Annotated in this window: 24 protein-coding genes; 13 read left to right on the top strand and 11 right to left on the bottom strand. The window is 72.7% G+C overall.

Annotated elements, in window-relative coordinates:
- Window positions 1–97: 97 nt before the first annotated feature.
- The gene (locus ACIPPS_RS09920; RefSeq protein WP_401429033.1) at window positions 98–508 is read right to left on the bottom strand and encodes an SsgA family sporulation/cell division regulator; all 411 of its coding nucleotides are present in this window, start codon (window positions 506–508) and stop codon (window positions 98–100) included.
- Window positions 509–698: 190 nt separating this feature from the next.
- On the opposite strand from ACIPPS_RS09920, the gene ACIPPS_RS09915 reads away from it, so the two are divergent.
- Window positions 699–1,838: a WD40/YVTN/BNR-like repeat-containing protein gene (locus ACIPPS_RS09915; RefSeq protein ID WP_401429031.1), complete on the top strand. Its 1,140-nt coding sequence runs from the start codon at window positions 699–701 to the stop codon at window positions 1,836–1,838.
- Window positions 1,839–1,850: 12 nt separating this feature from the next.
- Here ACIPPS_RS09915 and ACIPPS_RS09910 read toward each other — a convergent pair whose 3' ends face one another.
- Complete coding sequence (locus ACIPPS_RS09910) at window positions 1,851–2,150, bottom strand: YciI family protein (RefSeq protein WP_401429029.1); 300 nt, start codon at window positions 2,148–2,150, stop codon at window positions 1,851–1,853.
- 84 nt (window positions 2,151–2,234) lie between these two features.
- Between ACIPPS_RS09910 and ACIPPS_RS09905 the strand changes: the two genes are divergently transcribed.
- From ACIPPS_RS09905 to ACIPPS_RS09895, 3 genes are all read left to right on the top strand, one after another.
- Window positions 2,235–2,939, top strand: a complete 705-nt coding sequence (locus tag ACIPPS_RS09905; protein WP_401429027.1) for an endonuclease V — start codon at window positions 2,235–2,237, stop codon at window positions 2,937–2,939.
- Between the two features lie 245 nt (window positions 2,940–3,184).
- Window positions 3,185–3,319, top strand: a complete 135-nt coding sequence (mmpA, locus tag ACIPPS_RS09900; RefSeq protein ID WP_401429025.1) for a morphogenic membrane protein MmpA — start codon at window positions 3,185–3,187, stop codon at window positions 3,317–3,319.
- Window positions 3,316–3,690 carry a VOC family protein gene (locus ACIPPS_RS09895; RefSeq protein ID WP_401429023.1) on the top strand — a complete coding sequence of 125 codons (375 nt, stop codon included), beginning with the start codon at window positions 3,316–3,318 and terminating at the stop codon, window positions 3,688–3,690. The genes mmpA and ACIPPS_RS09895 overlap by 4 nt, the downstream gene beginning before the upstream one ends.
- Window positions 3,691–3,717: 27 nt before the next feature.
- On the opposite strand, the gene ACIPPS_RS09890 is transcribed toward ACIPPS_RS09895, so the two are convergent.
- Window positions 3,718–4,926: a saccharopine dehydrogenase family protein gene (locus ACIPPS_RS09890; RefSeq protein ID WP_401429020.1), complete on the bottom strand. Its 1,209-nt coding sequence runs from the start codon at window positions 4,924–4,926 to the stop codon at window positions 3,718–3,720.
- A 198-nt stretch (window positions 4,927–5,124) separates the two neighbouring features.
- Between ACIPPS_RS09890 and ACIPPS_RS09885 the strand changes: the two genes are divergently transcribed.
- From ACIPPS_RS09885 to ACIPPS_RS09870, 4 genes are all read left to right on the top strand, one after another.
- The gene (locus ACIPPS_RS09885; RefSeq protein WP_401429017.1) at window positions 5,125–6,282 is read left to right on the top strand and encodes a CaiB/BaiF CoA transferase family protein; all 1,158 of its coding nucleotides are present in this window, start codon (window positions 5,125–5,127) and stop codon (window positions 6,280–6,282) included.
- Complete coding sequence (locus tag ACIPPS_RS09880; RefSeq protein ID WP_401429015.1) at window positions 6,279–7,421, top strand: acyl-CoA dehydrogenase family protein; 1,143 nt, start codon at window positions 6,279–6,281, stop codon at window positions 7,419–7,421. The genes ACIPPS_RS09885 and ACIPPS_RS09880 overlap by 4 nt, the downstream gene beginning before the upstream one ends.
- 43 nt (window positions 7,422–7,464) lie before the next feature.
- Window positions 7,465–8,682, top strand: a complete 1,218-nt coding sequence (locus ACIPPS_RS09875) for an acetyl-CoA C-acetyltransferase (protein WP_401429012.1) — start codon at window positions 7,465–7,467, stop codon at window positions 8,680–8,682.
- Between the two features lie 63 nt (window positions 8,683–8,745).
- Entirely contained in the window at window positions 8,746–10,917 is a 2,172-nt protein-coding gene (locus ACIPPS_RS09870; RefSeq protein ID WP_401429010.1) for a 3-hydroxyacyl-CoA dehydrogenase NAD-binding domain-containing protein, read from the top strand.
- Here the strand turns inward: ACIPPS_RS09870 and ACIPPS_RS09865 are convergent.
- Window positions 10,914–11,675, bottom strand: coding sequence for a MerR family transcriptional regulator (locus tag ACIPPS_RS09865; protein ID WP_401429008.1), 762 nt, complete (start codon window positions 11,673–11,675; stop codon window positions 10,914–10,916). The genes ACIPPS_RS09870 and ACIPPS_RS09865 overlap by 4 nt on opposite strands.
- 269 nt (window positions 11,676–11,944) lie before the next feature.
- On the opposite strand from ACIPPS_RS09865, the gene ACIPPS_RS09860 reads away from it, so the two are divergent.
- Window positions 11,945–12,409 (top strand): hypothetical protein, encoded by a 465-nt coding sequence (locus ACIPPS_RS09860; protein ID WP_401429006.1) that lies wholly within the window; start codon window positions 11,945–11,947, stop codon window positions 12,407–12,409.
- A gap of 78 nt (window positions 12,410–12,487) precedes the next feature.
- On the opposite strand, the gene sph is transcribed toward ACIPPS_RS09860, so the two are convergent.
- Window positions 12,488–13,477, bottom strand: a complete 990-nt coding sequence (gene sph / locus ACIPPS_RS09855; protein ID WP_401429004.1) for a sphingomyelin phosphodiesterase — start codon at window positions 13,475–13,477, stop codon at window positions 12,488–12,490.
- A gap of 181 nt (window positions 13,478–13,658) precedes the next feature.
- On the opposite strand from sph, the gene ACIPPS_RS09850 reads away from it, so the two are divergent.
- Window positions 13,659–14,147, top strand: coding sequence for a hypothetical protein (locus ACIPPS_RS09850; RefSeq protein WP_401429002.1), 489 nt, complete (start codon window positions 13,659–13,661; stop codon window positions 14,145–14,147).
- A 261-nt stretch (window positions 14,148–14,408) separates the two neighbouring features.
- The gene (locus tag ACIPPS_RS09845) at window positions 14,409–15,389 is read left to right on the top strand and encodes an oxygenase MpaB family protein (protein ID WP_401428999.1); all 981 of its coding nucleotides are present in this window, start codon (window positions 14,409–14,411) and stop codon (window positions 15,387–15,389) included.
- Here the strand turns inward: ACIPPS_RS09845 and ACIPPS_RS09840 are convergent.
- The 6 genes from ACIPPS_RS09840 to ACIPPS_RS09815 form a co-directional block, all read right to left on the bottom strand.
- Entirely contained in the window at window positions 15,364–16,731 is a 1,368-nt protein-coding gene (locus tag ACIPPS_RS09840) for a GH1 family beta-glucosidase (RefSeq protein ID WP_401428996.1), read from the bottom strand. The genes ACIPPS_RS09845 and ACIPPS_RS09840 overlap by 26 nt on opposite strands.
- A gap of 47 nt (window positions 16,732–16,778) precedes the next feature.
- Entirely contained in the window at window positions 16,779–17,702 is a 924-nt protein-coding gene (locus tag ACIPPS_RS09835) for a carbohydrate ABC transporter permease (RefSeq protein ID WP_401429565.1), read from the bottom strand.
- Complete coding sequence (locus tag ACIPPS_RS09830; RefSeq protein WP_401428994.1) at window positions 17,615–18,583, bottom strand: carbohydrate ABC transporter permease; 969 nt, start codon at window positions 18,581–18,583, stop codon at window positions 17,615–17,617. Before ACIPPS_RS09830 ends, ACIPPS_RS09835 begins: the two co-directional genes overlap by 88 nt.
- A gap of 305 nt (window positions 18,584–18,888) precedes the next feature.
- A complete protein-coding gene (locus ACIPPS_RS09825) occupies window positions 18,889–20,196 on the bottom strand; it encodes an extracellular solute-binding protein (protein ID WP_401428991.1) in 1,308 nt (435 codons plus the stop codon).
- A gap of 159 nt (window positions 20,197–20,355) precedes the next feature.
- Complete coding sequence (locus tag ACIPPS_RS09820; protein ID WP_401428989.1) at window positions 20,356–21,384, bottom strand: LacI family DNA-binding transcriptional regulator; 1,029 nt, start codon at window positions 21,382–21,384, stop codon at window positions 20,356–20,358.
- Between the two features lie 393 nt (window positions 21,385–21,777).
- Window positions 21,778–23,316, bottom strand: a complete 1,539-nt coding sequence (locus tag ACIPPS_RS09815) for a M1 family metallopeptidase (protein ID WP_401428986.1) — start codon at window positions 23,314–23,316, stop codon at window positions 21,778–21,780.
- Between the two features lie 201 nt (window positions 23,317–23,517).
- On the opposite strand from ACIPPS_RS09815, the gene ACIPPS_RS09810 reads away from it, so the two are divergent.
- A complete protein-coding gene (locus tag ACIPPS_RS09810; protein WP_401428984.1) occupies window positions 23,518–25,608 on the top strand; it encodes a Xaa-Pro dipeptidyl-peptidase in 2,091 nt (696 codons plus the stop codon).
- Window positions 25,605–26,975 carry a M14 family metallopeptidase gene (locus ACIPPS_RS09805; RefSeq protein ID WP_401428981.1) on the top strand — a complete coding sequence of 457 codons (1,371 nt, stop codon included), beginning with the start codon at window positions 25,605–25,607 and terminating at the stop codon, window positions 26,973–26,975. Before ACIPPS_RS09810 ends, ACIPPS_RS09805 begins: the two co-directional genes overlap by 4 nt.
- Window positions 26,976–26,998: the final 23 nt, after the last annotated feature.

Raw genomic sequence — 26,998 nt, 5'->3', positions numbered from 1 at the left:
CACCGAGCGGAGGCAATCGATTTATGGGGGGCGGGGAGCCTATTGGGGGAGAGGGGAGAGGGACACGGGGAGCGAAGAGCGGGCGTGCCCGCGCGGGTCAGCCGTCCAGGAGCTGCGCCAGGTCCCCGTCCCAGTCGAGGTACTGGTGCTCCCGGCCGGTCGGCACCAGGTGCTGCGACCGCTGGAGGAAGCGCCGCAGCTCGGAGGTGCGGACGTGCACCACGGCCACGCCCTCGGGCGCGTGGAACTCGACGACGGTGCGGTCGTACCCGTACGGGCGGACCCGGACGTCCCCCAGCCCGGCCGGGCCGTCGACGCCCTGCGCGAGCAGCTCGCGCGAGAACGCCCAGGACACCTCGACGCCCTCCAGCGTCGCGGGCGGGGGGAACGCCATGCTGACGGCGAAGGGGTCCTCGCGGTCGTAGCGCAGTGTGGCGGGGACGGTCTCCATCCGGGGCGCGGACGCGACCAGACGGGCCTGCACGGCCTGCTCGATGACGGTGGACAAGGCCAGCTCCTGTCGCGCGGCTTCGGTTCCTGACGTCTCCCTGACACAGGGGAAGACGAACAACGGGCCGGGAACGTGCACTGGGGGGTGACGTGACCTGCGTCACCGGACAGCGGACGTCCGGAACCGCCAGGCGATCGGTGCGAGGCGGTCTGGACGGGGTCTGGGAGGTGGGCTAGCTTCCGGCGCCATGACGTCCATGGGGAAGACGAGACGAATGATGGCGGCGGGACTGAGCGGACTCGCCCTCGCGCTGGCCCTGACGGCCCCGGCCCACGGCACTCCAGGCGCCACCGAGCAGCGTGCCGCCGGGCAGGGCGCCACCGAGCAGGGCGCGGCCGACGCCGCCTGGCGGGGCCTCGGCTGGCAGCTCGCACAGACCGGTACGGACGCCCGCTTCCGCGGTCTCGCGGCCGTCGACCGGGCGACCGCGTGGGCGGCGGGCTCGAAGGGGACGGTGCTGCGCACCACGGACGGCGGCCGGAGCTGGCGAAACGTCTCGCCCCCCGGGGCCGGAGAGCTGGAGCTGCGCGACGTCGAGGCGTTCGACTCCCGACGGGCCGTGGTCCTCGCCATCGGCGAGGGGGAGGCCTCGCGGGTGCTGCGGACCGACGACGGCGGAGCCACCTGGACGGAATCCTTCCGCAACACCGATCCGCGGGCGTTCTACGACTGCATGACCTTCTTCGACCAGCGCCACGGCCTCGCCATGAGCGACCCCGTCGACGGGAAGTACCGGATCCTGTCCACGCGGGACGGCGGCCGTTCCTGGGCGGTGCTGCCGAACGAGGGGATGCCGGCCGCGCTGCCCGGCGAGGCCGGCTTCGCGGCGAGCGGCCAGTGCCTGGTCTCCGCCGGGGAGCGGGACGTCTGGCTGGCGACCGGCGGCGGCGCCACCGCGCGCGTGCTGCACTCCCGCGACCGGGGCCTGACCTGGACCGTCGCGCACGCGACGATCCCGGCGGGCGACCCGGCGCGCGGGGTCTTCGGGCTCGCCTTCCGCGACCGCGCGCACGGCATCGCCGTCGGCGGGGACTACCGCGCCGACCAGCCCTCGCCGCACGCGGCGGCCGTCACCGGCGACGGCGGGCGCCGCTGGACCGCCGCCTCCGCCCCGCCGCCCGCCTACCGCTCGGGCGTCGCCTGGCTGCCGTACTCCCGTACGGCCGCGCTCGCGGTCGGCCCGACGGGCACGGACCTGACGACGGACGGCGGCCGAACCTGGCGGACGGTCGACACCGGCTCGTACGACACCGTCGACTGCACGAGGGACGGCGCGTGCTGGGCCTCCGGCGAGAAGGGCCGGATCGCCCGCCTCGGCGCGCGCTGAGCCCGGCGGGGTTCAGGCAGGCAGCTGCTCGCGGTACGGAGCGAGGGCGTCGGCCGTCTTGGTCGCGTAGAACTCGGTGACCCGGTACGCGCAGACGCCCTCGACGGTGAACGGGTCGGCCGCCACGATCTTCTCGATCGCGGCGCGGTCGACCCCGGCGGCCAGGATGATCCCGCCGTCGCGCGGGTTCTTCCGCCCGGAGGCGATGAAGACGCCGGCCGCGTACTGCGCGTCGAGCCACGCGACGTGCGCGTCGAGCAGCGCGTCGGCCCGCTCGACCGGGGCGGTGTAGGTCAATTCCAGTACGAACATGATCGCCAGGCTACCCGGGGGCCGGACGGCGGCGGGAAAACCGCTCGCCAGTCGGACGGAGGGGCGCCGTAGGGTGGCCGCATCATGACGATCATCGACGTTCCCGAGGGCTGGCCCACCGACGAGCCGGCGGCCCGCGCCGTACAGGAGGAGCTGCGCTCCCGCCTCGTCCTCGACGAGCCGGGCCCGACGCCCGGCACCGGCCATGTCACCGGTCTCGACGTGGCGTACGACGACGAGCGCGACCTCGTCGCCGCCGCGGCCGTCGTCCTGGACGCCCGCACGCTCGACGTGGTGGAGGAGGCGACGGCGGTCGGCCGGGTGTCGTTCCCGTACGTCCCCGGGCTGCTCGCCTTCCGCGAGATCCCGACCGTCCTCGCCGCGCTCGCCTCGCTGACCGTCGACCCCGGACTGCTCGTCTGCGACGGCTACGGCCTCGCCCACCCCCGGCGCTTCGGTCTCGCGAGCCACCTGGGCGTACTGACCGGACGCCCGTCGATCGGCGTCGCGAAGAACCCCTTCGCCTTCGACCACGACCGACCAGGCCCGGACCGGGGCGACTTCAGTCCCCTCCTCGCCTCCGGCGCGGAGGAGGTCGGCCGCGCCCTGCGCACCCGGGCGGGCGTGAAGCCCGTCTTCGTCTCGGTCGGCCACCGGGTCTCCCTGGACAACGCCTGCGCCCACACCCTGCTGCTCGCACCGCGCTACCGCGTCCCGGAGACCACGCGCCACGCGGACGCCCTCTGCCGGCGTGCGCTGCGTGAGGCCCTGGAGACGTCGGGGCGCTGAGGAACGGGCCGCTGATGCGTGGGTCGCTGAAGCGCGGGCCGAGTGACGCGACTCGGTGGCGCGAGCGAGTGGCGCGGTCAGGTGGCGCGGCTGAGGAGCCGACCGGGTGGTGCGGTCGACTGACGCGACTCGGTGGCGCGAGCGAGTGGTGCGGTTGAGCGGCGCGACCGCGTGGTGCGACTGAGTAGCGCGACTGAGTACGCGTACGGATGGCGGCGCGTGATCATGCGCGGCAGGCTGGCCGCATGACCTTCCCCGTATCCGCCCCGCCGCGTCGCGCCGAGCGCGCCATGAGCGTGCTCCTCGCCGTGGCCGGGCTCGCCGCCCTGGCCTGGGTCTGCGCCATGATCTACGTCGTCGCAGGGTGGGTGCTCGCATGATCGGCACGCTCCAGTGCGTCGTCCTGGACTGCACCGACGTCATGGAACTCGCCCGGTTCTACCAGCGGGTCCTGGGCGGCGAGATCAACCGTCCGGACCCGCAGTGGGCCATCGGTGACGCGTGGGCCACCCTGCACGACGCCGCCGGCGCGCCGGTGCTCGCCTTCCAGGGCGTGGCCGACCACCGGCCGCCCGTCTGGGGCGCGCCCGAGCAGCAGTTCCACCTGGACGTCCGGGTGGCCGACCTGGAGGCCGCCCACGACGCGGTGCTGGAGTCCGGGGCGTCGCTGCTTGACGCCGGGGAGGCAGGCCGGCCCTGGCGCATATACGCCGACCCGGCCGGCCACCCCTTCTGTCTCGTACGCCACTGAGGCACGCGGCGCTCGATCCGGCCGGTCCTACCGGGCGTCGGCCACCCGGAAGCGGATGCCGGCCGCCCGCAGCCGGCCGAGGAGCGCGTCGCCCATCGCCACGGCCGTGGTGACCTGCCCCGAGGTCTTCGGCAGGCCCTCGTCCAGGGCGAGGCAGAGCGCCGACTCCGCGAGGATCTTCGCCGTCTCGCCGTATCCCGGATCGCCGCCGGAGACCTCGGTGAAGACCCGTCGCCCGCCGCCCTCGCCGACGAAGCGGACGGTGAACCAGCTCCGCGCGCGCCGCTCCGCGCTCGGGCCCGTGCCGGCTTCGTAACGGCTCATCAGCCAGCTTCGTACGGGGGCGAGTTGGGCTGCCAGCAGCCCGCCGCCGACCAGGGTCGCGCCGCCGAGCGCCATCGGGAGGGTCTTGACGGAGGCGTAGTGCCGGTAGACGAAGTCGGGGCCGTACGCGTCGAGCGCCCGCGCCGAACGGGCCACCACCTGGGCGTCGATGGTCGGCAGCGGCAGCGCCCAGGTCCCGGTCTCGCGGCTGAAGCGCGGCCCGCCGATCGGGGCGCGGGCCCGCCGCCCTACCAACCGGGGCTCGTACAGGCGCCGTTCGCGCGCGGCACGCATCGTCTCCCGGCCGCGCCCCATCGCCGTCAGGGCGGAGGCGAAGGTGCCGCCCGAGGGGGCCGCCCCGACGCGCACGAAGCCGTCGATGCGCAGCGGCACGTCCTTGGGCAGCTGCTGGACGGTGTAGTAGACGCCCAGGTCGTGCGGTACGGAGTCGAAGCCGCACGCGTGGACGATCCGCGCCCCCGTCTCCCGGGCGCGCGCGTCGTGCCGTACGTACATCTCGTCGACGAACTCCGGCTCGCCGGTGAGGTCCACGTAGTCCGTGCCGGTCTCCGCGCATGCGGCGACCAGGGGCTCGCCGAACCACACGTACGGACCGACCGTGGTGACCACCACCCGGGTGGAGGCGGCCAGTTCGCGCATCGCGTCCGCGTCGGCGGAGTCCGCGACCACCAGTGGCACGTCGCCGCACCGGGGCCACCGCGCCGCCAGCCGTTCCCGTAGCGCGGTGAGCTTGGCGCGGTTGCGCCCGGCGAGCGCCCACCGGCACCCGGCCGGCGCGTGTTCGGCCAGATACTCCGCCGTGAGCTCTCCCACGAACCCTGTCGCCCCGAAGAGCACGACGTCGTACGCCCGCTCCCCGCCGCTCTGTCCCGTACCGTTCCCGGTCTCCATCCGGCCCTCGCCTTCCCCTGTGGCTTCCCCTGCGAGCGCGGAGCCTAGCGCGCCCTCCGGCCCGACCGGTCGGCGGACCGGCAGGCGGCCGTCCGGGGAATTTCCAAGCGCTTGCTCGGCCAGGGGTCTTGTGCGGAGTGGAACACGTTTCTAGCATCACCGGTGTTACATCATTGGTGTCACATAGCTGGGGGCTTCATGGCGGCGACGACGGCGACGACCCGGAACACCTCGGGCGGGCCGCTCTCCGGGGTGCGGGTGGTGGAGCTCGCGGGGATCGGACCCGGGCCGTTCGCGGCCATGCTGCTCGCGGATCTCGGCGCCGACGTCGTGCGCGTCGACCGGCCGGGCGGGCCGGGCCTCGGCATCGACCCCGCGTACGACCTCACCAACCGCAACAAGCGCTCCGCCCTCGTCGACCTCAAGGCCGACGGCGGCACCGCGGCCGTCCTCGACCTGGTCGAGCGGGCCGACATCCTCATCGAGGGGTACCGGCCCGGCGTCGCCGAGCGCCTCGGCGTCGGCCCCGACGCCTGCCTCGCCCGCAACCCGAGGCTCGTCTACGGACGGATGACCGGCTGGGGCCAGGACGGGCCGCTCGCCGCGAGCGCCGGACACGACATCGCCTACCTCGCGATCACCGGCACCCTCGGCATGATCGGCCCCGACCCCGACGGCCCGCCCACCGTCCCCGCCAACCTCGTCGGCGACTACGCGGGCGGCTCGCTCTACCTCGTCGTCGGCGTCCTCGCCGCGCTCCAGCACGCCCGCGCGCACGGCGAGGGCCAGGTCGTCGACGCCGCCATCGTGGACGGCGCCGCCCACCTCGCCACCATGATCCACGGCATGGTGGCGGCCGGCGGCTGGCAGGACCGCCGGGGCGTGAACCTGCTGGACGGCGGCTGCCCCTTCTACGGCACCTACGAGACCTCCGACGGCGGATACATGGCCGTCGGCGCCCTGGAGCAGCAGTTCTACGACGAGTTCGTACGGCTCCTCGGCATCGAGGAGACCGCCCCCGCCCGCCGTGACCTCGGCCGCTGGGACGAGCTCCGGGCCGCCGTCGCGGCCCGCTTCCGTACCCGTACGAGAGACGCCTGGACAGACGTCTTCGCCGGCACCGACGCCTGCGTCGCCCCCGTCCTCTCCCTCCGCGAGGCCCCCGCCCACCCGCACCTCGCCGCCCGCGCCACCTTCGTCGAGCACGGCGGCCTCACCCAGCCCGCGCCCGCGCCGCGCTTCTCCGCCACCCCCGGCACCGTGCGCACCGGCCCCGCGCTGCCCGGCGCCGACACCGACGAGGTCGCCCGCGACTGGGCCGTCCCCTCCCTGAAAGGCCAGGAGCCCGAAGCATGAAGCGCCAGCTCTACACCGCCGACCACGAGGCGTTCCGCGAGACCGTCCGCACCTTCCTCGCCAAGGAGGTGACGCCCCACTACGAGCAGTGGGAGAAGGACGGCATCGTCGCGCGCGAGGCCTGGCGCGCCGCCGGGCGGCAGGGCCTCCTCGGCCTCGCCGTGGACGAGGAGTACGGCGGCGGCGGCAATCCCGACTTCCGCTACAGCGCCGTCCTCGCCGAGGAGTTCACCCGGGCAGGCGCCCCCGGCATAGCCCTCGGCCTGCACAACGACATCATCGGCCCCTACCTCACCTCGCTCGCCACCGAGGAGCAGAGGCGCCGCTGGCTGCCCGGCTTCTGCTCGGGCGAGCTGATCACCGCCATCGCGATGACCGAGCCCGGTGCCGGCTCCGACCTCCAGGCGATCCGGACCGCCGCCGAGGACCGGGGCGACCACTGGGTGCTCAACGGCTCCAAGACCTTCATCTCCAACGGCATCCTCGCCGACCTGGTGATCGTCGTCGCGAAGACGACACCCGAGGGCGGGGCGCACGGCCTCTCGCTGCTGGTCGTCGAGCGGGGCATGGCGGGCTTCGAGCGCGGCCGGAACCTCGACAAGATCGGCCAGAAGTCCCAGGACACCGCCGAACTCTTCTTCCACGACGTCCGGGTCCCCAAGGAGAACCTCCTCGGCGAGCTCGACGGCGCCTTCGTCCACCTCATGACCAACCTCGCCCAGGAGCGGATGGCCATCGCGGTGGCCGGCATCGCCGCCGCCGAACACCTCCTGGAGATCACCACCCGGTACGTGAAGGAGCGCGAGGCCTTCGGCCGCCCGCTGGCCAAGCTCCAGCACATCCGCTTCGAGATCGCCGAGATGGCCACCGAGTGCGCCGTCACTCGAACGTTCCTCGACCGCTGCATCGTCGATCACTCGAACGGGGAACTCGACGCGGTCCACGCCTCGATGGCCAAGTGGTGGGCGACCGAACTGCAGAAGCGCGTCGCCGACCGCTGCCTCCAACTGCACGGGGGGTACGGCTACATGGCCGAGTTCCCGGTCGCCAGGGCGTTCACCGACGGCCGTATCCAGACCATCTACGGCGGAACGACCGAGATCATGAAGGAGATCATCGGACGGTCCCTGCTGGGCTGATGTCCTCTCCACCCTCATCGTCGACATCCTCGAAAGGCTTCTCGTGAGCACCGAAGCGTACGTGTACGACGCGATCCGCACCCCGCGCGGTCGTGGTAAGGCCAACGGGGCCCTGCACGGCACCAAGCCCATCGACCTGGTCGTCGGGCTCATCCACGAACTCCGCGACCGCTTCCCCGGCCTCGACCCGGCCGCCGTCGACGACATCGTCCTCGGCGTCGTCGGCCCGGTCGGCGACCAGGGCTCCGACATCGCCCGGATCGCCGCCATCGCCGCCGGGCTGCCCGACACCGTCGCCGGAGTCCAGGAGAACCGCTTCTGTGCCTCCGGCCTCGAAGCCGTCAACATGGCCGCGATGAAGGTCCGTTCCGGCTGGGAGGACCTCGTCCTCGCCGGCGGCGTCGAGTCGATGTCGCGGGTCCCGATGGCCTCCGACGGCGGTGCCTGGTTCGCCGACCCGATGACCAACTACGAGACCGGCTTCGTGCCCCAGGGCATCGGCGCCGACCTCATCGCCACCATCGAGGGCTTCTCGCGCCGCGACGTCGACGAGTACGCCGCGCTCTCCCAGGAGCGGGCCGCCGACGCCTGGAAGGCCGGCCGCTTCGACCGCTCCGTCGTCCCCGTCAAGGACCGGCACAGCGGCCTGGTCGTCCTCGACCACGACGAGCACATGCGCCCCGGCACCACCGCCGACTCGCTCGCCGCCCTCAAGCCCTCCTTCGCCGCCATCGGCGACATGGGCGGCTTCGACGCGGTCGCGCTGCAGAAGTACCACTGGGTGGAGAAGATCGACCACGTCCACCACGCCGGAAACTCCTCCGGCATCGTCGACGGCGCCTCGCTCGTCGCCGTCGGCTCGAAGGAGGTCGGCGAGCGGTACGGGCTGACGCCGCGCGCCCGGATCGTCGCCGCCGCCGTCTCCGGCTCCGAGCCCACGATCATGCTCACCGGGCCCGCCCCCGCGACCCGTAAGGCGCTCGCCAAGGCCGGACTCACGATGGACGACATCGACCTGGTCGAGATCAACGAGGCCTTCGCGGGCGTCGTGCTCCGCTTCGTCAAGGACATGGGCATCGGCCTCGACAAGGTCAACGTCAACGGCGGCGCGATCGCGCTCGGCCACCCGCTCGGCGCCACCGGGGCGATGATCCTCGGCACCCTCGTCGACGAGCTGGAGCGCCAGGACAAGCGCTACGGCCTGGCCACGCTGTGCGTCGGTGGCGGCATGGGCGTCGCCACGATCGTCGAGCGCGTCTGACCGCCCGTCCCCCAGCCGTCACCAGCCTTCACCGGCTTTCACCAGCCTTACGGAGAAGCAGCAATGAGCAGCCAGAGCACCACCATCCGCTGGGAGCAGGACGAGACGGGCGTCGTCACCCTCGTCCTCGACGACCCCGACCAGTCCGCGAACACCATGAACCAGGCGTTCAAGGACTCCATCGCGGCGATCGCCGACCGCGCCGAGGCCGAGAAGGACTCCATCCGCGGCATCATCTACACCTCCGCCAAGAAGACCTTCTTCGCGGGCGGTGACCTCAAGGACATGATCCGGCTCCGGCCGGAGGACGCCCAGCTCGCCTTCGACACCGGCACGGAGATCAAGCGCTCGCTGCGCCGCATCGAGACCCTCGGCAAGCCGGTCGTCGCCGCCATCAACGGCGCGGCGCTCGGCGGCGGTTACGAGATCGCCCTCGCCTCCCACCACCGGATCGCGCTCGACGCGCCCGGCTCCAAGATCGGCCTGCCGGAGGTCACCCTCGGTCTGCTCCCCGCGGGCGGCGGCGTCACCCGTACCGTACGCCTCATGGGCATCGCCGACGCCCTGCTGAAGGTGCTGCTCCAGGGCACCCAGTACGCGCCGCGGCGGGCCCTGGAGAACGGCCTGGTGCACGAGGTCGCGGCGACGCCCGAGGAGATGCTCGCCAAGGCGCGCGCCTTCATCGACACCCACCCCGAGTCGCACCAGCCCTGGGACGTCAAGGGGTACAAGATCCCCGGCGGAACCCCGTCGAACCCCCGGTTCGCCGCCAACCTGCCGGCCTTCCCGGCCAACCTGAAGAAGCAGCTGAACGGCGCGCCCTACCCGGCCCCCCGCAACATCCTGGCCTGCGCCGTCGAGGGCTCCCAGGTCGACTTCGAGACCGCGCTGACCATCGAGGCCCGCTACTTCACCGAGCTGGTCACCGGCCAGACGGCGAAGAACATGATCCAGGCCTTCTTCTTCGACCTCCAGGCCGTCAACTCCGGCGCCAACCGCCCCCAGGGCATCGAGCCGCGCCCCGTCCGCAAGGTCGCCGTGCTCGGCGCGGGCATGATGGGCGCCGGCATCGCGTACTCCTGCGCCCGCGCGGGGATCGAGGTCGTCCTCAAGGACGTCACGGCGGACGCGGCGGCCAAGGGCAGGGCGTACTCCGAGAAGCTGTGCGCCAAGGCGGTCTCCCGGGGCCGTACGACCCAGGCGAAGGCGGACGAGCTGCTCGCCCGGATCACCCCGACCGCCGACCCCGCCGACCTGGCGGGCTGCGACGCCGTGATCGAGGCCGTCTTCGAGGACACCGCCCTCAAGCACAAGGTCTTCGAGGAGATCCAGGACGTCGTCGAGCCGGACGCGCTGCTCTGTTCCAACACCTCCACGCTGCCCATCACCGTGCTCGCCGAGGGCGTCACCCGCCCCGAGGACTTCATCGGCCTGCACTTCTTCTCGCCCGTGGACAAGATGCCGCTGGTGGAGATCATCAAGGGCGAGCGCACCGGCGACGAGGCGCTCGCGCGCGCCTTCGACCTGGTACGCCAGATCAAGACCCCGATCGTCGTCAACGACTCGCGCGGCTTCTTCACCTCCCGCGTGATCGGCCAGTTCATCAACGAGGGCGTGGCGATGGTCGGCGAGGGCGTCGAGCCGGCCTCGGTCGAGCAGGCGGCGGCGCAGGCCGGCTACCCGGCGAAGGTGCTCTCCCTGATGGACGAGCTGACCCTCACGCTGCCCCGGAAGATCCGCGACGAGACGCGGCGCGCGATCGAGGAGGCCGGCGGCACATGGGCCGGGCACCCCTCGGACGCGGTGATCGACCGGATGGTCGACGAGTTCGGGCGCACGGGACGCAGCGGCGGCGCCGGTTTCTACGCGTACGACGAGGAGGGCAAGCGGCAGGGCCTGTGGCCGGGCCTGCGGGAGCACTTCGGCCGGCCGGACGTGACCGTCCCGTTCGAGGACATGAAGGAGCGGATGCTCTTCTCCGAGGCGCTGGACTCAGTCCGCTGCCTGGAGGAGAACGTCCTGACGTCGGTCGCCGACGCCAACATCGGCTCCATCATGGGCATCGGCTTCCCGGCGTGGACCGGTGGCGTCCTGCAGTACATCAACGGGTACGAGGGCGGGCTGCCCGGTTTCGTGGCACGCGCGCGTGAGCTGGCGGAGAAGTACGGCGACCGCTTCCAGCCGCCGGCGCTGCTGGTGGAGAAGGCGGAGCGGGGCGAGGTCTTCACGGACTAGCGCTCACGGCCCTCACGTCCCTCACGGCCCTCCGGGCTTCTGAAGGCGGTCCGCAGCTCCTCGCTGAGGGAGCGCTGGAAGGCCGTGACGAGGGCCTGGATCACCATCGGCTGCATGTGCGCGGAGAGCGACTTCATGGCGGCCAGGTGGTCCGGGTCCTCACCGCTGTCCCGGTACGGGTTCCAGACCTGCTCGCGGAAGAGCCGGGACAGCTCCTGGGCGGCCACGCGCGCGTGCTCCAGGAGGACGGTGCGGGAGGCGAGGATCGTCTCGTGCGCGATGGGGACGTCGAGCAGTTCGACGCCGAGCCGCAGCAGCGAGGCGTCGAGCCGGAAGACGTCGGGGTCGGCGCCCTTGTCGAGGACCCCCATCGCCGCCAGCCGGTCGACGTCCTCGTCCCCGAGCGCCCGCCCGGCGCGCCGCTCCAGCTCGCGCCGGCTGATCTCCTCGGCGGACTCGGGTGCCCAGGCGGCGATCAGGGCCCGGTGCACGGCGAGGTCCCGTTCGCTGAGGTCGGGCGGCAGCTGGTGCAGATACCGTTCGATGGCGGCGAGCGTCATCCCCTGCCGCTGGAGCTCCTCGATCAACGCGAGCCGGGAGAGATGGCCGGGCCCGTAGTGCCCGACGCGACGGGGCCCGATGGCGGGCGGCGGCAGCAGCCCCTTGGTCCCGTAGAACCGCACGGTCCGTACGGTGACACCGGCGCGAGCGGCCAACTCGTCGACGGTGAACGTAGGCTCTTCGCTCTCGGTGACCATCTGAGATGCCTCACTTCCGGTACCGTGCTGTGCCGTTGACTCGGTGGAACAGTATTGCTGTCGCACCACTGTTGTAAAAGCACGGGGGCAGGGGGCACGGTGAAGAGCGACGCCATGGGCGCCGCTGTCAGTGGTGCCTCGTAGCGTGGACGCATGACGGGGATCACGTACGTACCGGGGACTGACCGTACCCGCGCGGATCGGTGGCGTGTACCTGACGCTAGAGTCACGTGCTTGTTCGAATATGGGGTTGCTGACAGGGGAGGGTCATGTACACGGAACTCAGGGAGACGGCCACGGAGTTGGCCGCGGTCCTGTGGCGGGAGCACACCGTGTACCGGGAGCGCGGCGGGGGTGTCGTGATCCGGGGGGAGCACGTGGAGCGCTGGATCAGCCTCGCACCGACCGGCGGCCGGAACCAGGCGCGGCTGCGCGCCGGCCGGCTCCTGGACGGCGGGACCACCGCGCCGGCCCGCTCGGAGGTCGTGGTCGACCTCACCGTCGGCACGACCGAGCTGGCCGCCGTCTGCCGCCGTCTGCTCGCCGACGTCGCCGCCGCCGAGACCCGGCCGCCGAGGGCACACACCGAGCGCCCGGCCAAGGCCAAGGGGAGATCCAGGATCCAGACCCCCCGCCCCCGCAGGAGACGCCACACCGGCCTCGCCTCATGGGTGGTGCTCATATGCGTCGCCGGTGTCGTGGGGCTGTGGGGCTACAGCCTCTTCGGCGTATGACGGCGACTGGGTCCCGAGGACCTTTCGTCCCCGGGACCCAGACCGTTCACCTGGCGCCGGTCAGTACCGTCGGTGCGGTCAGAACGCCGTGACCGGGTAGTGGTCCGACAGGTTCGTGTACGTGTACTGCGTGCCCCAGCTGGAGACCGTCCAGGGCGCGCTCTTCTCCAGGACCACGTGGTTCGTCCAGTTCGCCGGGCGCGCGTTGCCCGAGCGGTACAGGACGTAGTCGAGGTCCTCGCGCGGGTCGTCCGGGTAGCGCTCGGAGGCGATCGAGTTCAGCTCGGTGTCGAACGAGTACGGGTGGCCGGTGCGGGCGTCCGCGCCCACCAGGCCCGCGTCGCTCAGCATCGTGCCGTACTCCGGGGTCCGCGAGTCGACGTTCATGTCGCCCGCGACCACGACCTGCTCGTTCGCCGGGATGTTCTTGGCGTCGAGGAAGGCGTCGATCGCCTTGAACTGGCGGCTGCGCGTCTGCGCCGCCTCGCCCGCCGAGCACCCCGGGTCCGTGGACTGGGCATGCGTGCCGACGACGTGGACCTTGCTGCCCTTCACGTCGAGGACCGTGTAGACGAAGCCCTTGTTCGAGTACCAGTCCGCGCCGCAGGCGTCCTTGTACACGTGCTGCTCCTTGCGGACGATCGGCCACTTGCTGAGGACGGTCACGCCGCCGTCCTCGGGCGTCGTGGCGGAGTACGCCCCGCCGGTGGCGTCCCAGCCGCTCTTGCTGCGGCCCATGACCGGGGTCTGGTACGGGTACTGACCGGCCGAGTTCGCCTTGAGCGCGTCCGAGGAGGAGTTGTCGAACGCCTCCTGGATCACGACCACGTCCTGGCCCTGGTAGAAGGACGCGGCGGGTATCGCCTTGGCCCGGTGGTCCTGGCCCCAGTTGGGGTAGAGCGACTTGCTGAAAAGGAACGCGTTGTACGAGAGCACCTTCAGCCGGGGCGCCTCGGCGGTCGACGCGGCGGACGCGGTGGGGGCGGTCGCGGCCAGGGTCGCGGCGGCGAGCGCACCGGACACGGCGGCGCCGAGGAATCTGCGGTGGAGCGGGGCGAGCGGCGACACAGGATCTCCCGATTCTGGGTGGGGATTCGACCGGCGACGCACATGCAATCAGCCCTAGTTACCTTCCGGTAGCCGTTGGGTGCCAGGAATCTTGCGAGCCCGGCACGAACATGCCAACTCTGTTGCCAACTCTCGCTCCGGCGCCCGAATTGTCGCTCCTGCGAGCAGGTAGGATGCGCGCATGACCCTCGCGCAGAATTCGACGATCTTCGACATGGACCTCGGTCCGCTCAACCCCGTCACGGCTGAGCTCATCCTTGGCGTGGTGCTGTTCGCCCTCACCTTCCTGATCCTGGCGAAGGGCATCCTGCCGAAGATCAGCCGTACCCTCGCCGAGCGCGAGGACGCCACCGAGGGTGGCACCACGCGCGCCGACGAGCTGCGCGCCGAGGCCGCGGAGATCCGCGAGCAGTACGAGGCCGAGCTGGCCGAGGCCCGCCACGAGGCGGCCCGCATCCGCTCGAAGGCCACCGAGGAGGGCGCCGCCGCCATCGCCGCCGCCCGCGCCGAGGGCGTCCGCGAGCGCGAGACGATCCTCTCCGCCGGTGCCGAGCGCATCGCCGCCGAGCGCGACGCCGCCGAGCGCGAGCTCAACCAGGACGTCGAGGCCTGGGCCCGCGCCCTGGCCGGCCGCATCGTCGGCGAGCCGGTCGGCGCCGACCGCGCCTGACGCCTTTCGGAGCGCGTACACACCACCACGCACGCCGCAGCACCACGATCGGGGCCGCGCCCCGGGCCGAACGCCCGGGACGCGGCCCCGACCGTTTGCCTGCGCGCGCGCCGTGCCCCAGGCCCCCGGGCCCCAGGCCCCCGGGCCCCAGGCCTCCGTGCCCCCGGCGCCCCGCCCCCTATCACCCCGGCCGCGCCGCCCCCTTTTGCCCGAGGGGGTGCCCAGAGGCAGGCTGAGAAGGAACGTGAGGAGAACGACCGCATGACCGGACCGTCCACGCCCCCGCCGCCCCCCGTCGGTGGTGTCCTCTGGAGCGTCGCCGGGGACGTCCGTGCCCTCCTCATGCTGCCCTCCGCCCTGGCTCTCCAGGTCGCCCACCCCGCCGTCGGCGCGGGCGTCGACGAGCACTCCGTCTTCCGCACCGACCCCTGGGGCCGAGGCGAGCGCTCGCTGCGCTCCGTACTGCTCTGGGTGTACGGCGGCGAGGCGGCGGCCGAGGAGGGGCGCCGGCTCCGCAGGCTCCACCGGACCATCCAGGGCACCGACGCCCACGGCCGCCGCTACCACGCGCTCACCCCGTCCCACTACTCCTGGGTGCACGCCACCGGCTTCCCCGTCTACCAGCGCGGCCTGAGCCTGCTCCACCGCCCGCTCACCGAGGCCCAGGAGCGACAGCTCTACGCCGAGTGGCTCCAGGTCGGCCGGATCCTCGGCATCCACGACCGGGACATGCCCCAGACCGTCGAGGAGTTCTGGCCCTCCTTCCGCAAGCGGCTCGGCGAGCTGGAGGACACCGTCGTGCTGCGCGAGCTGGTCGCCACCGACCAGCCGGTCCCGCCGCCCGACCGGGGCCCGCTGCCGCTGCGGCTGCTGCTCCGGGCGCTGTGGCCGGTGATCCTGCCCCGCCTCGCCCGCTTCCGCTCCTTCGTCACCGTCGGGCTGATGCCCGCGGAGGCCCGTGCGGCGCTCGGCCTGGAGTGGAGCGACGCGCAGGAGCGTCGGCTGCGGCGCTTCGCCCGGGTCGTACGGGTGGTGGTGCCCGCACTCCCCGAGCGGCTGCGCTATCTCCCCCTCGCGCGCGAGGCTCGCCACGAAGCCCGCCGTGAGGCCCGCCGCGCGGCCCGCTGCGAAGCCCGCCGTGAGGCCCGCCACGAAGCCCGCCGTGAGGCCCGCCGCGCGGCCCGCTGCGAAGCCCGCCGTGAGGCCTTCCGTGAGCTCAGCGCTCCAGGCCGCCGCGCCTGATCACCTCGGCGTACCAGCGCGCACTGTCCTTGGGCGTGCGGCGCTGGCTCGGGAAGTCCACGTGGACGATCCCGAACCGCTTGCCGTAGCCGTACGCCCACTCGAAGTTGTCCAGGAGCGACCAGAGGAAGTACCCGCGCAGATCGACGCCGTCGGCCAGGGCGCGGTGCGCGGCCGCCAGGTGGGCGTCGAGGTACGCCACCCGCTCGGGATCATGGACCGCGCCCTCCGGATCGGCGTAGTCGTCGTACGCGGCGCCGTTCTCGGTGATCACCAGCGGTACCCCGGGCAGCTCGTCGCGCAGCCGGACCAGCAGCTCGTACAGACCGTCCGCGTCCACCGGCCAGTCCATCGCCGTACGCGGCCCCGGAGCGGGCTCGAACCGCACCCGCTCCGGCGCGCCGGGCCAGGGCGACGGCGACTCCGATACGCCGGCGCCGACGACGCTGGGCGCGTAGTAGTTGACCCCGAGCGAGTCGATCGGCGTGGAGATCACCTCCAGATCGCCGTCCCGCACGAAGGACCAGTCCGTGATCGGGGCCGTGTCCTCGACCAGATCGGCCGGGAGACGCCCGTGGAAGACCGGGTCGAGGAAGATCCGGTTGCCGACGGCGTCGATCCGGCGCGCCGCGTTCCGGTCCTCGGGGGAGTCCGACAGCGCCCGGATCGCGTGCAGGTTGAGGGTCAGCGAGAGCTCCGCCGAGGCGGGCACGGCCGCGCGGAGCGCCCGGGCGGCCAGGCCGTGGGCCAGATTGAGGTGGTGGGCGGCGCGCAGCGCGGCCGCGTCGTCGGTACGGCCCGGGGCGTGCACCCCGGAGCCGTAGCCGAGGAAGGCCGCGCACCAGGGTTCGTTGAGGGTGGTCCAGGTGGCGATCCGGTCGCCGAGCGCCTCGGCGGCCAGCCCCGCGTACTCGGCGAAACGCTCCGCCGTCGCCCGCTCGGGCCAGCCGCCGGCGTCCTCCAGCTCCTGGGGCAGGTCCCAGTGGTACAGCGTGGCCACCGGCCGGATCCCGGCGTCGAGGAGCTCGTCGGCCAGGCCCCGGTAGAAGTCCAGGCCCTTCTGGACGGCCGGCCCGCGCCCGGTCGGCTGGACCCGGGGCCAGGAGAGGGAGAAGCGGTAGTCCGTGAGGCCGAGCTCCTTCATCAGGGCCACGTCCTCCCGCACGCGGTGGTAGTGGTCGGCGGCGATGTCACCGGTGTCGCCGTTGCGCACCTTGCCCGGCGTACGGCTGAAGGTGTCCCAGATGGACGGGGTCCGGCCGTCCTCGGCGGCGGCGCCCTCGATCTGGTAGGCGGCGGTGGCCGCGCCCCAGCGGAAGCCGTCAGGGAAGAGAGCGTTCATGGCGGGAGAACTCCTGTGTGAGGAAGGGGGTACGGTCGGCCACGCGCTCAGCCCTTGACGGCGCCCTGCATGATGCCGCCGACGATCTGCCGGCCGAGCAGGCCGAAGACGAGCAGCACCGGCAGCGTGCCGAGCAGGGTGCCCGCCATGATCACGGACTGGTCGTGGACGTAACCGCCGCCGAGCTGACGGAGGGCGACCTGCACGGTCGGCTCCTGCGAGGACAGCGCGATGATCGGCCAGAAGAAGTCGTTCCAGGCGGCCATGAAGGTGAGCATCCCGAGCACCGCCATACCCGGCCGGGCTATCGGCACCACGACCGACCAGAAGATCCGCGCCGAGGACGCCCCGTCGACCCGGGCCGCCTCGATCAGCTCGTCGGGCAGCGACTGCACCAGGTACTGGCGCATGAAGAACACCCCGAAGGCCGAGACGAGGCCCGGCAGGATGACCGACTGCAGCTGGTTCACCCAGCCCAGCTCGGCGATCAGCATGAAGAGCGGGATCACCCCGAGCTGCGGCGGGATCATCATCGTCCCGACGGTGAGCGCGAGCAGCGCGCCCCGGCCCCGGAAGCGCAGCTTGGCGAAGGCGAACCCGGCCAGCGTGCAGCACAGCACGGTGCCGACGGTGATGGAGCCGGAGACGATGAGCGAGTTGACGAGGGCCTTCCCGATGTCCGCCTCCTCCATCACCGCCTCGAAGTTGCGGATCAGGTTGGGCCCCGGCAGCAGCGTCGGCGGCACCTGGGCGAGATCGGCGTTGGAACGGCTGGCGGCGACGATCGTCCAGTAGAACGGGAAGGCCGAGACGAGGAGGGCGAGGATCAGGATCGCGTACGTGATCCGGCCCCCGTGGCCCGTACGGCCGGCGACACGTGTGGTCACGCCCGGCCCTCCTTCCGCGAACGGTGGCGCACGAGCAGGGCGTTGGCCCCGACGAGGACGAGAATGAGCAGGAACATCAGCCAGGCGATGGCGGCCGCGCGGCCGAGGTGGAAGAAGCCCCAGCCCTGTTCGTACAGATAGAGCCCGAGCGTCTGGTACTGGTGCGAGATGCCGCCCGAGATCGAGCCCTCGAAGAGCAGCGGCTCACCGAAGAGCTGTGTCGCGCCGATCGTGGAGACGACCGTGGTGAAGACGATCGTGGGCCGCAGTCCGGGCAGCGTCACATGGAAGAACTGCCGCCAGCGCGAGGCCCCGTCCATCTCCGCCGCCTCGTACAGCTCGGACGGGATGGACTGCATGCCCGCGAGGTAGATCAGCGCGTTGTAGCCCGTCCAGCGCCAGACGACGATCGAGGAGACCGCGATCTGCGAGGCGAGCGTGCTGTTCTGCCAGTCCACGGGGCCGAAACCGACCAGCGAGAGCACATAGTTGACGAGTCCGAAGTCCCGGCCGAAGAGCTGGGCGAAGACGAGCGTGGCGGCGGCGACGGAGGTCGCGTACGGCAGCAGCATCGCCGTACGGAAGAACGTCCGGCCGCGGAGCTTGTAGTTGAGCAGATGGGCGAGACCGAGCGCCATGGCGAGCTGGGGCACGGTGGACAGGACCCCGATGGTGAACGTGTTGCGCAGCGCGGTCCAGAAGAACTCGTCGGTGAGCAGCGCCGTGTAGTTGCCGAAGCCGCGCCACTCCATGTCGCCGGGGGTCTGCAGCTCGACGCGGTAGAGCGAGACGAAGGCGGTGTAGATCAGCGGGAAGAGGCCGAAGGCCGCGAACAGGGTGAAGAACGGGGCGATGTAGGCGTACGGGACGAGCGCGGACCGTCGGCGGCGGCGCGACGGCCCGGAGGGCCGGGCCGACGGCGGCGGGACGGGCGCCGCCGTCGGCCCGGAGGCGGTCAGGGTCACGGTGCGGCCCTTCGGGTCGGATGAGCGGGTGCGGTGCGTGCGGTGCGGTGCGGTGCGGTGCGGTGTGATGCGATGCGTGCGATGCGGTGCGGTGGGGTGCGAAGGCGATGCGGTGCGGTGGGTGCGCGGTGTGGGCTGTGGGGAGCCGGAAGCGGGCGCCCCGGAAGCGGGCGCCCCGGGGGGCGGGCGCCCCGGGGGGCGGGCGCCCCGGGGGACGGGCGCCCCGGGGGACGGGCGCCCCGGGGGACGGGCGGGGCCGGGGACGGGCGGGGCCGGGGGCGGGTGTCCGCCCCCGGCCCCCGCCGTCAGCCGACGGCGTTCTCGACGCCCTTCTGCGCGTTCGACCACGCCTTCTCCGGCGAGGTGCCCTTGCGCTCCACCTCGCTCAGCGCGTTGGTGATCTGGTCGGCGACGTTCTTGTCGTGGACCCCTAGCACCTGCACCGGGGCCGCCTTCGCCGCGTCGCCGAAGATCTGACCGATCGGCGCGCCGGAGAAGTACGGGTCCGTCGCGGTCGCGACCTGCGCGATGGCGCCCGTCGAGGACGGGAAGTTCCCCTGCTTCTGGAAGAGCGTGGCCTGCTGCTCGGGGGCGGTGAGCCACTTGATCAGCTCGTACGCCTCCTTCTTGTGCTTCGCCGCGCGCGGTACGGAGAGGTACGAACCGCCCCAGTTGCCGGCGCCGCCGGGCAGCTTGGCGATGTCCCACTTGCCCTTGCCCGCGTCACCGGCCTGGCCCTTGATGTAGCCGAGCATCCAGGCGGGGCAGGGGAGCGTCGCGAAGGAGCCGGCCGAGAAGGCCTGGTTCCACTGCGGCGACCACTGGTCGAGCTTGGCGCTGAGGCCCTCCTTCGCGGCGTTCGCCGAGGTCTCCCACGCGGTCCTCACGGCCGGGCTCTCGGCGTAGACGAGCTTGCCGGAGGCGTCGTAGTACCGCTCCTTCTCCTGGCCGATCATGACCGTGAAGAGGCTGCCGACGCTGTCGAGCCAGGCGCTCTTCGCCGGGGCCTTGGCCTTGTACTGCCGGCCGAGGTCCAGGTAGCCGTCCCAGGTGGACCACTTCTGCGCCAACTCCGTGCGGTCCGTGGGGAGTCCGGCCTGCTTGAAGAGGTCCGTGCGGTAGCACATGGCCTCGGGGCCGACGTCCGTGCCGAGGCCGAGGACCTTGCCGTCCTGGGTGGTCGCGGCGGACCACTTGGCGTCCGCGAACTCGCCCTTGAGCGTGTCCGCGCCGTACTTGGTCAGGTCCTCGAACTTGTCCGACTGCTGCTGGGTGACGGAGGCGATCCGGCCGACCTCGATGCCCTGGACGTCGGCGAGCCCGCCCCCACCGGCCAGCCGGGTCTGGAGCGACTTCCAGTAGTCCTGCTCGTCCTCGGTGTCCGTCTGCTTGATCGTCACCCCGGGGTGCAGCTTCTCGTACGCGGCGTAGAGCCCGGCCTCCTTGTAGCCGAACGAGCCGAAGAGGTCGACGGTGATCGTGACCTTTCCGCCCGCGCTGTCGGACGTGCCGTCGGATCCACCGGATCCGCAGGCGGCGAGCAGGGCCCCGGTGAGGACGACCGCGCCGATCCGTACGGCGGCGGACGTTCTGGCGGCTCGGGCTGTGGGCATGGGTGGCCTCCGTCTTGAGAGCGCTCTCAGGAATGCGTGTGGAGCGTCCCTCCCGGCCCGGGGTCCCGTCAAGAGTCGAACGGGTAACAGCTCGGAGTAGGCCGGGACTTGTCCCGGCGCTTCACGAGCCGTACGCGCCGGATCCGCTGGGGGGCGGGGTCAGGCCGAGGCCCGGCGGATCAGCTCGGTGGCGGTGATCACGGGTTCGGGCACGCCCGCGCCGTCGAGTGTGCCCATCAGGAGCCGTACCATCAACCGGCCCATCCCTTCGATGTCCTGACGGACCGTCGTGAGCGGCGGGTCGGTGGCCTCGACCACCGGGAGCATGTCGTCGAAGCCGACGAGCGCCACGTCGTCCGGGACGCGCCGGCCGTGCTCCCGCAGCACCCTGAGCGCGCCCGACGCCATCAGGTCGTTGGCGGCGAAGACGGCGTCCAGGTCGGGGCGGCGACGCAGGAGTTCGGCCATCGCGCGCGCCCCGCTCTCCTCCGTGAACGCGCCCTCGGCCACCAGCTCAGGCCCGGCGTCCGGGAGTTCGTCACGGTAGCCGTCGAGCCGGTCGAGCGAGGAGGTCTGGTCGCCGGGGCCGGCGATGTGCGCGACGGTCCGGCGCCCGAGCGCGCGCAGATGGCGCACGGCGGCACGGGCCCCGCCCCTGTTGTCGCAGTCGACGTACGGCACCGGGGGCTCTCCCGCCGGGCCCGTCCAGCCGGGCCGCCCGCCGAAGACCGTCGGCACCTGGGCGCGCCGGACGATCTCCGGGAGCTGGTCGTCGTTGTGGAGCGAGAAGGCGAGGGCCCCGTCGACGTGTCCGCCGCCGAGGTACCGCGCGATCCGCTCGTGGTCGCCCGGTCCTTCCACCCAGAGCAGTACCAACTGCGCGTCGAAGGCGGTCAGTTCACGGCTGATGCCGCGCACCTGCTGCTCGAAGAAGGGATCCGAGAAGATCCGGAACTCGGGCTCGGCGATGATCACGGCGACGGCGCCGTTCCGCCGGGTCACCAGGGTCCGCGCCGCGTGGTTGGGGATGTAGCCGAGCTCGTCGACGGCCTCGCGCACCTTCTCCGCGAGCGCCTCGCGCACCCCGGCGCCGCCGTTGACGACACGGGACACCGTCGCCCGGGACACCCCGGCGCGCGCGGCGACGGCTTCCAGGGTCGGGCGTGTCCCGGACGTCGTTTCGCTCAAGGCTGGCTCCCCACGGGCACGGTGGTGCGACGGTGCGTGCTGACAGCGTCGAGGGTAACCCCTGGTGGGGCGGGCGAGGGCGGAGGGCGAAAGCGCTCTCAGCCCCGGCCCGCCCCGGGCGCGGGGGTCGGGACGCGGGCCGAGGGCCAGCGCCTCCGCCGGGTCGCCCGCCGCCGCGCGCCGCAGGGCCTCGGCACGCGCCGCCCGTACCGCCGGGGAGCCTACTGACCAGCACGGACGCGCGCGGCACGGACGCGCGCGGCACGGACGCGCGCGGCACGGACGCGCGCGGCACGGACGCGCCCGGCACGGACGCGCCCCGCCCCCGCCCGCCCCCGAGGGCGGTGGGGAGCGGGGCGCGCCCGTACCGTCGGCGAGCGGAAGCGACGGCCGTCAGTGGTCGCCGTGCTGGTGGATCGTGTTCGTCTCCGCGATCTTCTTCCAGGACTTCGGCCGCACCGGCGGAACGGCACGCGCCGGCGCCGCCGACCGGGCCTGCGCCCCCGCCGACCGTTCGGGCACCCCCGCCGCGGCCGCCGTCGAGGCGGCCGGCTTCCCCGGCTCGTACAGCCAGCTGTCGAAGAGCGCGGCGAGCGGCTCGCCCGAGACGCGCTCCGCGTACGTCACGAAGTCCTTGACCTTGGCGTTGCCGTACGCGAACTCCGTCGGCCAGCCCTTCAGGATCGCGAAGAAGTCCTCGTCACCGATCTCGTTGCGCAGCGCCTGGAGCGCCAGCGCGCCCCGGTCGTAGACGGCGCTGTGGAACTGGTTCTCCGGCCCCGGGTCGCCCGGCTTCACCGTCCAGAACGGGTCGTCGGCGCCCCGCGACGCGTACGTGTAGTCCGCCAGCTCCTGCGCCGTGCCCTCGCCCTCCTTCTCCGACCACAGCCACTGGCTGTAGCGGGCGAAGCCCTCGTTGACCCAGATGTCCTTCCACCGGTCGACCGAGACGCTGTCGCCGTACCACTGGTGCGCCAGCTCGTGGACGACCACCGACACGTTCGCCCCGTTGGCGAACTGCCGGGGGCTGTAGAACGGCCGGGTCTGGGTCTCCAGCGCGTACCCGCTCGTCACGTTCGGGACGTAGCCGCCGAGCGCGTTGAAGGGGTACGGCCCGAAGACCCCCTCCAGCCACTCCGCGACCTCGCCCGTCCGCTCGATCGAGGCCCGCGCCGCGCCCGCGTTGTCGCCGAGGTCCTTGCTGTAGGCGTTGAGGACGGGCAGGCCGTTGGCGGTCCGGTCCGTGGTGATGTCGAACCTGCCGACCGCGAGCGTGGCCAGATAGGACGCCTGCGGCTTGTCGGAGCGCCAGTTGAAGCGCGTCCGGCCGAGCCGCGAGGACTGCGACTGGAGCACGCCGTTGGAGATGGCCTGCGTGCCGTCGGGCACGGAGACGGAGACGTCGTAGGTGGCCTTGTCCAGGGGGTGGTCGTTGGACGGGAACCACCAGGCGGCCGAGTCCGGCTCCTGGGCCGCCACACCGCCGTCGGGCGTGCGGTGCCACGCGGTCCAGCCGCCGATCTTCACCTCGGAGGGCTTGCCCGCGTACCGCACGACGACCGAGATCGTACGGTTCTTCTCCAGCGGGGTCGCCGGGGTGATCTCCAGCTCCTGCTCGCCGCGGGTGGTGAACGCGGCCTTCCTGCCGTTCACCCGCACCTCGCTGACCGTCAGTCCGAGGTCGAGGTTGAAGCGGGAGAGGTTCTGCTTCGTGGTGGCGAGGATCGTCGCCGTGCCCTCCAGCAGGTCGGTCGCGGGCTGGTACGTCAGCCGCAGGTCGTAGTGGGAGACGTCGTAGCCGCCGTTGCCACTGGACGGGTAATAGGGGTCGCCGATGCCCGATGCGCCCGGAACGTAGTCGGCGGCCGATGCCGGGATCGCCAGCAGGAGAGAGGCCGCGAGTGCGCTCGGAACGACAAGTCTGCGGTGCACGAGAGCTCCAAGTCGGTAAGAAGCGTGAGGGGTGTTCGGTCCTTAGCGACGCTATTCATCCCGGTGATGCCCCGTCACGTCCAGAGCACCTCCTTTCACACGATCGCCATTCGGCCGAAACGAACCCTCCGCCCCCTCTGGGCGACTCCTGCACCGACGGCCCTCTGTCGCCCGGGGGTTGACCGAGGTACGTTCCGCCCCATGGCGATACGTGTGCGGAGAACCCGCGGAGCCCGGCTGTCGTACGGAACCCTCGCCGTGGCCGCCACGGCCGCCCTGCTGTCCGCCGTCGTCGCGCCGTCCGGCGCCGTCGCGCGGGACACCGACCGGGCCGCCCAGGACTCGGTGGTACGGGACACGGCCGTGCGGGGCAGGGCCGCCCAGGACTCGGTCGTACGGGACACGGCCGTGCGGGACTCGGTCGTACGGGAGTCCCGGCCGGTGTACTCCTACGGCGGCGCGATACGCGAGTCCGTCTGGGTGGACACCGGGCTCGACGGCGACGGTGACGGCCGCACCGACCGGGTCGCCGCCGACATCGTCCGCCCCCGCGAGCCCGCCGCCACCGGCCGGAAGATCCCGGTCATCATGGACGCCAGCCCGTACTACGCCTGTTGCGGACGCGGCAACGAGAGCCAGACGAAGAGCTACGACGCCGCGGGGAACCCGGTCCGCTTCCCGCTCTTCTACGACAACTACTTCGTGCCGCGCGGCTACGCCTTCGTCGCCGTCGACCTCGCCGGGACCAGCCGCTCCGACGGTTGCGACGACGTCGGCGGCCGCTCCGACGTCCAGTCCGCCAAGGCCGTCGTCGACTGGCTGAACGGCCGGGCGCGCGGCTACACCACCCGTACCGGCGCCGAGCGGGCGAAGGCCACCGCGTGGTCCACCGGCAAGGTCGGCATGATCGGGAAGAGCTGGGACGGCACGGTCGCCAACGGCGTCGCCGCCACCGGGGTCGAGGGGCTGGAGACGATCGTCCCGATCGGCGCGATCTCCTCCTGGTACGACTACTTCCACTCCCAGGGCGCCCCGCTCTACGACGCCAACCCCAGCTGGCTCTCCGCGTACGTCAACAGCCCCGAGGCGAACGCCCGTTGCGGCGCCGTCCAGGCCCGCGTCACCGCCGGCACCCCGTACAGCGGCGACTGGACGCCCGCCTGGAGCGAGCGGAACCACGTACCGGACGCCCGGAAGGTGCGGGCCAGCGTCTTCGTCGTGCACGGGCAGCAGGACCTCAACGTCCGAGCCAACCAGTTCGGCCAGTGGTGGGACGCCCTCGCCGCCCAGGGCGTCGAGCGCAAGATCTGGCTCTCCCAGACCGGTCATGTCGACCCCTTCGACTTCCGACGCGCCGACTGGGTCCGCACCCTGCACCGCTGGTTCGACCACCAGCTCCTCGGCTACGACAACGGCATCGACCGCGAGCCGATGGCCGACATCGAACGGGCCCCGGACCGCTGGACCACCGACCGCGTCTGGCCGCCGCGTGCCACCGCGCCCACGATCCTGCGCCCGGACACGGGTCCGGCGCCCCGCGCCGGTACCCTCGGCCGGGCCCCCGCCGCGCCCGGCACCCCGGAGACGTTCACCGACGACCCGACCCTCGGTGAGACCGACTGGGCCGCCCGGATCGACGACCCGACCCCCGCGCAGGCCGGGTTCACCACCCGCCCGCTCGCCCGTGACCTGCGGCTCTCCGGCTCCTCGACGGTGACCGTCACCGCCACCCCGACGACCTCGACCGCGCACCTGACGGCCGTGCTCGTCGACCTCGGCCCCGACACCATCCGGGACTACGCGGTGGCCGGCGAGGGCATCACCACCCTCACCGAGCGGTCCTGCTGGGGCGCGAGCACCGACGGCGACTCCGCCTGCTTCAAGGAGACGAGGGCCCGGACGGCCGACGTCGGCTTCACCGTCGTCAGCCGAGGCTGGGCCGACCTGGGCACCTGGGCCGACCCCGGCAAGGGCCGTCCCCTGACCCCCGGAAGGGCGTACACGATCACCCTGAAGCTGGCGGCCACGGACCATGTCGTCCCGGCCGGCCACCGGCTCGCCCTGATCGTCGGCGGCACGGACAGGGACCTCCTCGACCCGCCCGCGTCGACCCCGACGCTCACCCTCGACCTCGCCCGGACGTCGGCGAAACTGCCGCTCGTCGGTGGTGCGGAGGCGTTCGCGCGGGCGACAGCCGGTACCGTCGACGCACGTCCGGCGCAGACCGGGCGGCCGCTCTCGGGTGTCGGGCACGCGCGCCCGGACATCCCCGTCCCGGGTGAGGCCCGATGACCCCCGCACCGAACCGCCCCGCGCGGCGCACGCTCGCCCTCGTCGCGGGCGTCACCGCGCTCGGCCTCCCGCTCGTCGCCGTGCCCACCGAGGCGCACGGCTCGGCGGCCTCCGTGCCGCCGCCCCCACGGACCGGTTTCGAGACCAGCCATGGCGCCCGGTGGACGACGGAGGCGGAGGAGCGGTCCTTCCTCTCCGCCGCCGACCGGGCGAGCGACCGGGTCGCGGTGCGGACCGTCGGCACGACGAAGCAGGGCCGCCCGATCCGCCTCGCCACCATCGGCGCGGATGCCCACCGGGACGCCACGGGCGGGGACGCGGCAGACCCGGGCGGCGCCGCTCCCCGCCCCGGATCCACCACCGTCCTCCTGGTCTGCACCCAGCACGGCGACGAACCGTCCGGCCGCGAGGCCTGCCTGACCACCGTGCGAGACCTGGCGTACGCGCGGGACGAGAAGACGCGGCGCTTCCTCGCCCGTACGACCGTCCTCGTCGTCCCCACCGCCAACCCGGACGGGCGTGAGGCCGACACCCGGGGCAACGCCGACGGCATCGACGTCAACCGCGACCACCTCGCCCTGGAGACCGCCGAGGGCCGGGCGATGGCCGCGCTCATCCGCGACCGGCGCCCCGAGCTGGTCTACGACCTGCACGAGTACGACGGCACCTCGCCGTACTACGACAAGGACCTCCTCGCCCTCTGGCCGCGCAACCTCAACACCGACCCCCACGTCCACGACGAGGCCCACACCCTCTCGGAGTCGTACGTCCGCTCGGCCGCCGGGATCTCCGGCTTCACCAGCGGCGTCTACGGCATCTGGACCGACCCCCACACCGGGCAGCCCGTGAAGCAGGTCGCGGGCGACGGCCAGGAGCGCATCCTGCGCAACACCGCGGGGGTCAAGCACTCCGTCGGCCTGCTCGTCGAGACCCGCATCGAGGCGCTCACCCAGGCCGAGGCCGACGACGACGCGCGCAACAGGAAGCGCCGGGTGACCAGCCAACTCGTCGCGCTGAAGGGCGCGTTCGCCTACGTCGACGAGCGGCGCGGGATCCTCGGCGCGGCCACGGCGCAGGCGCGCCGCACCGGCTTCGCCGACCGGGGCCCGGTCCTGCTGGGCGGCGCCGACAACGATCCCGCCGAACCCGCCGAGATCCTCCAGGACCCGCCCTGCGGCTACCGCCTGGACGCCGCGCAGTACGCCGAGTTCGGCGACGAGCTGGCGCTGCACGGGATCACGGTCCGGCGGGACGGCGACGGCGTGCTCGTACCCCTGCGCCAGTCGCGCCGGGCCCTGGTCACCCTGCTGCTCGACGGGCGCGCGGAGTACCGCCTCACCACCGGGCGGCCGGTGGAGCCCTGTTGACGGGCTGACAGGCTGAGTTGGTC

Source organism: Streptomyces sp. NPDC090127 (genome assembly GCF_044746945.1).
GTDB lineage: Bacteria > Actinomycetota > Actinomycetes > Streptomycetales > Streptomycetaceae > Streptomyces.
Note: the sequence above shows the minus strand (reverse complement) of the source record. Positions and strands in the feature narration are given on the sequence as shown.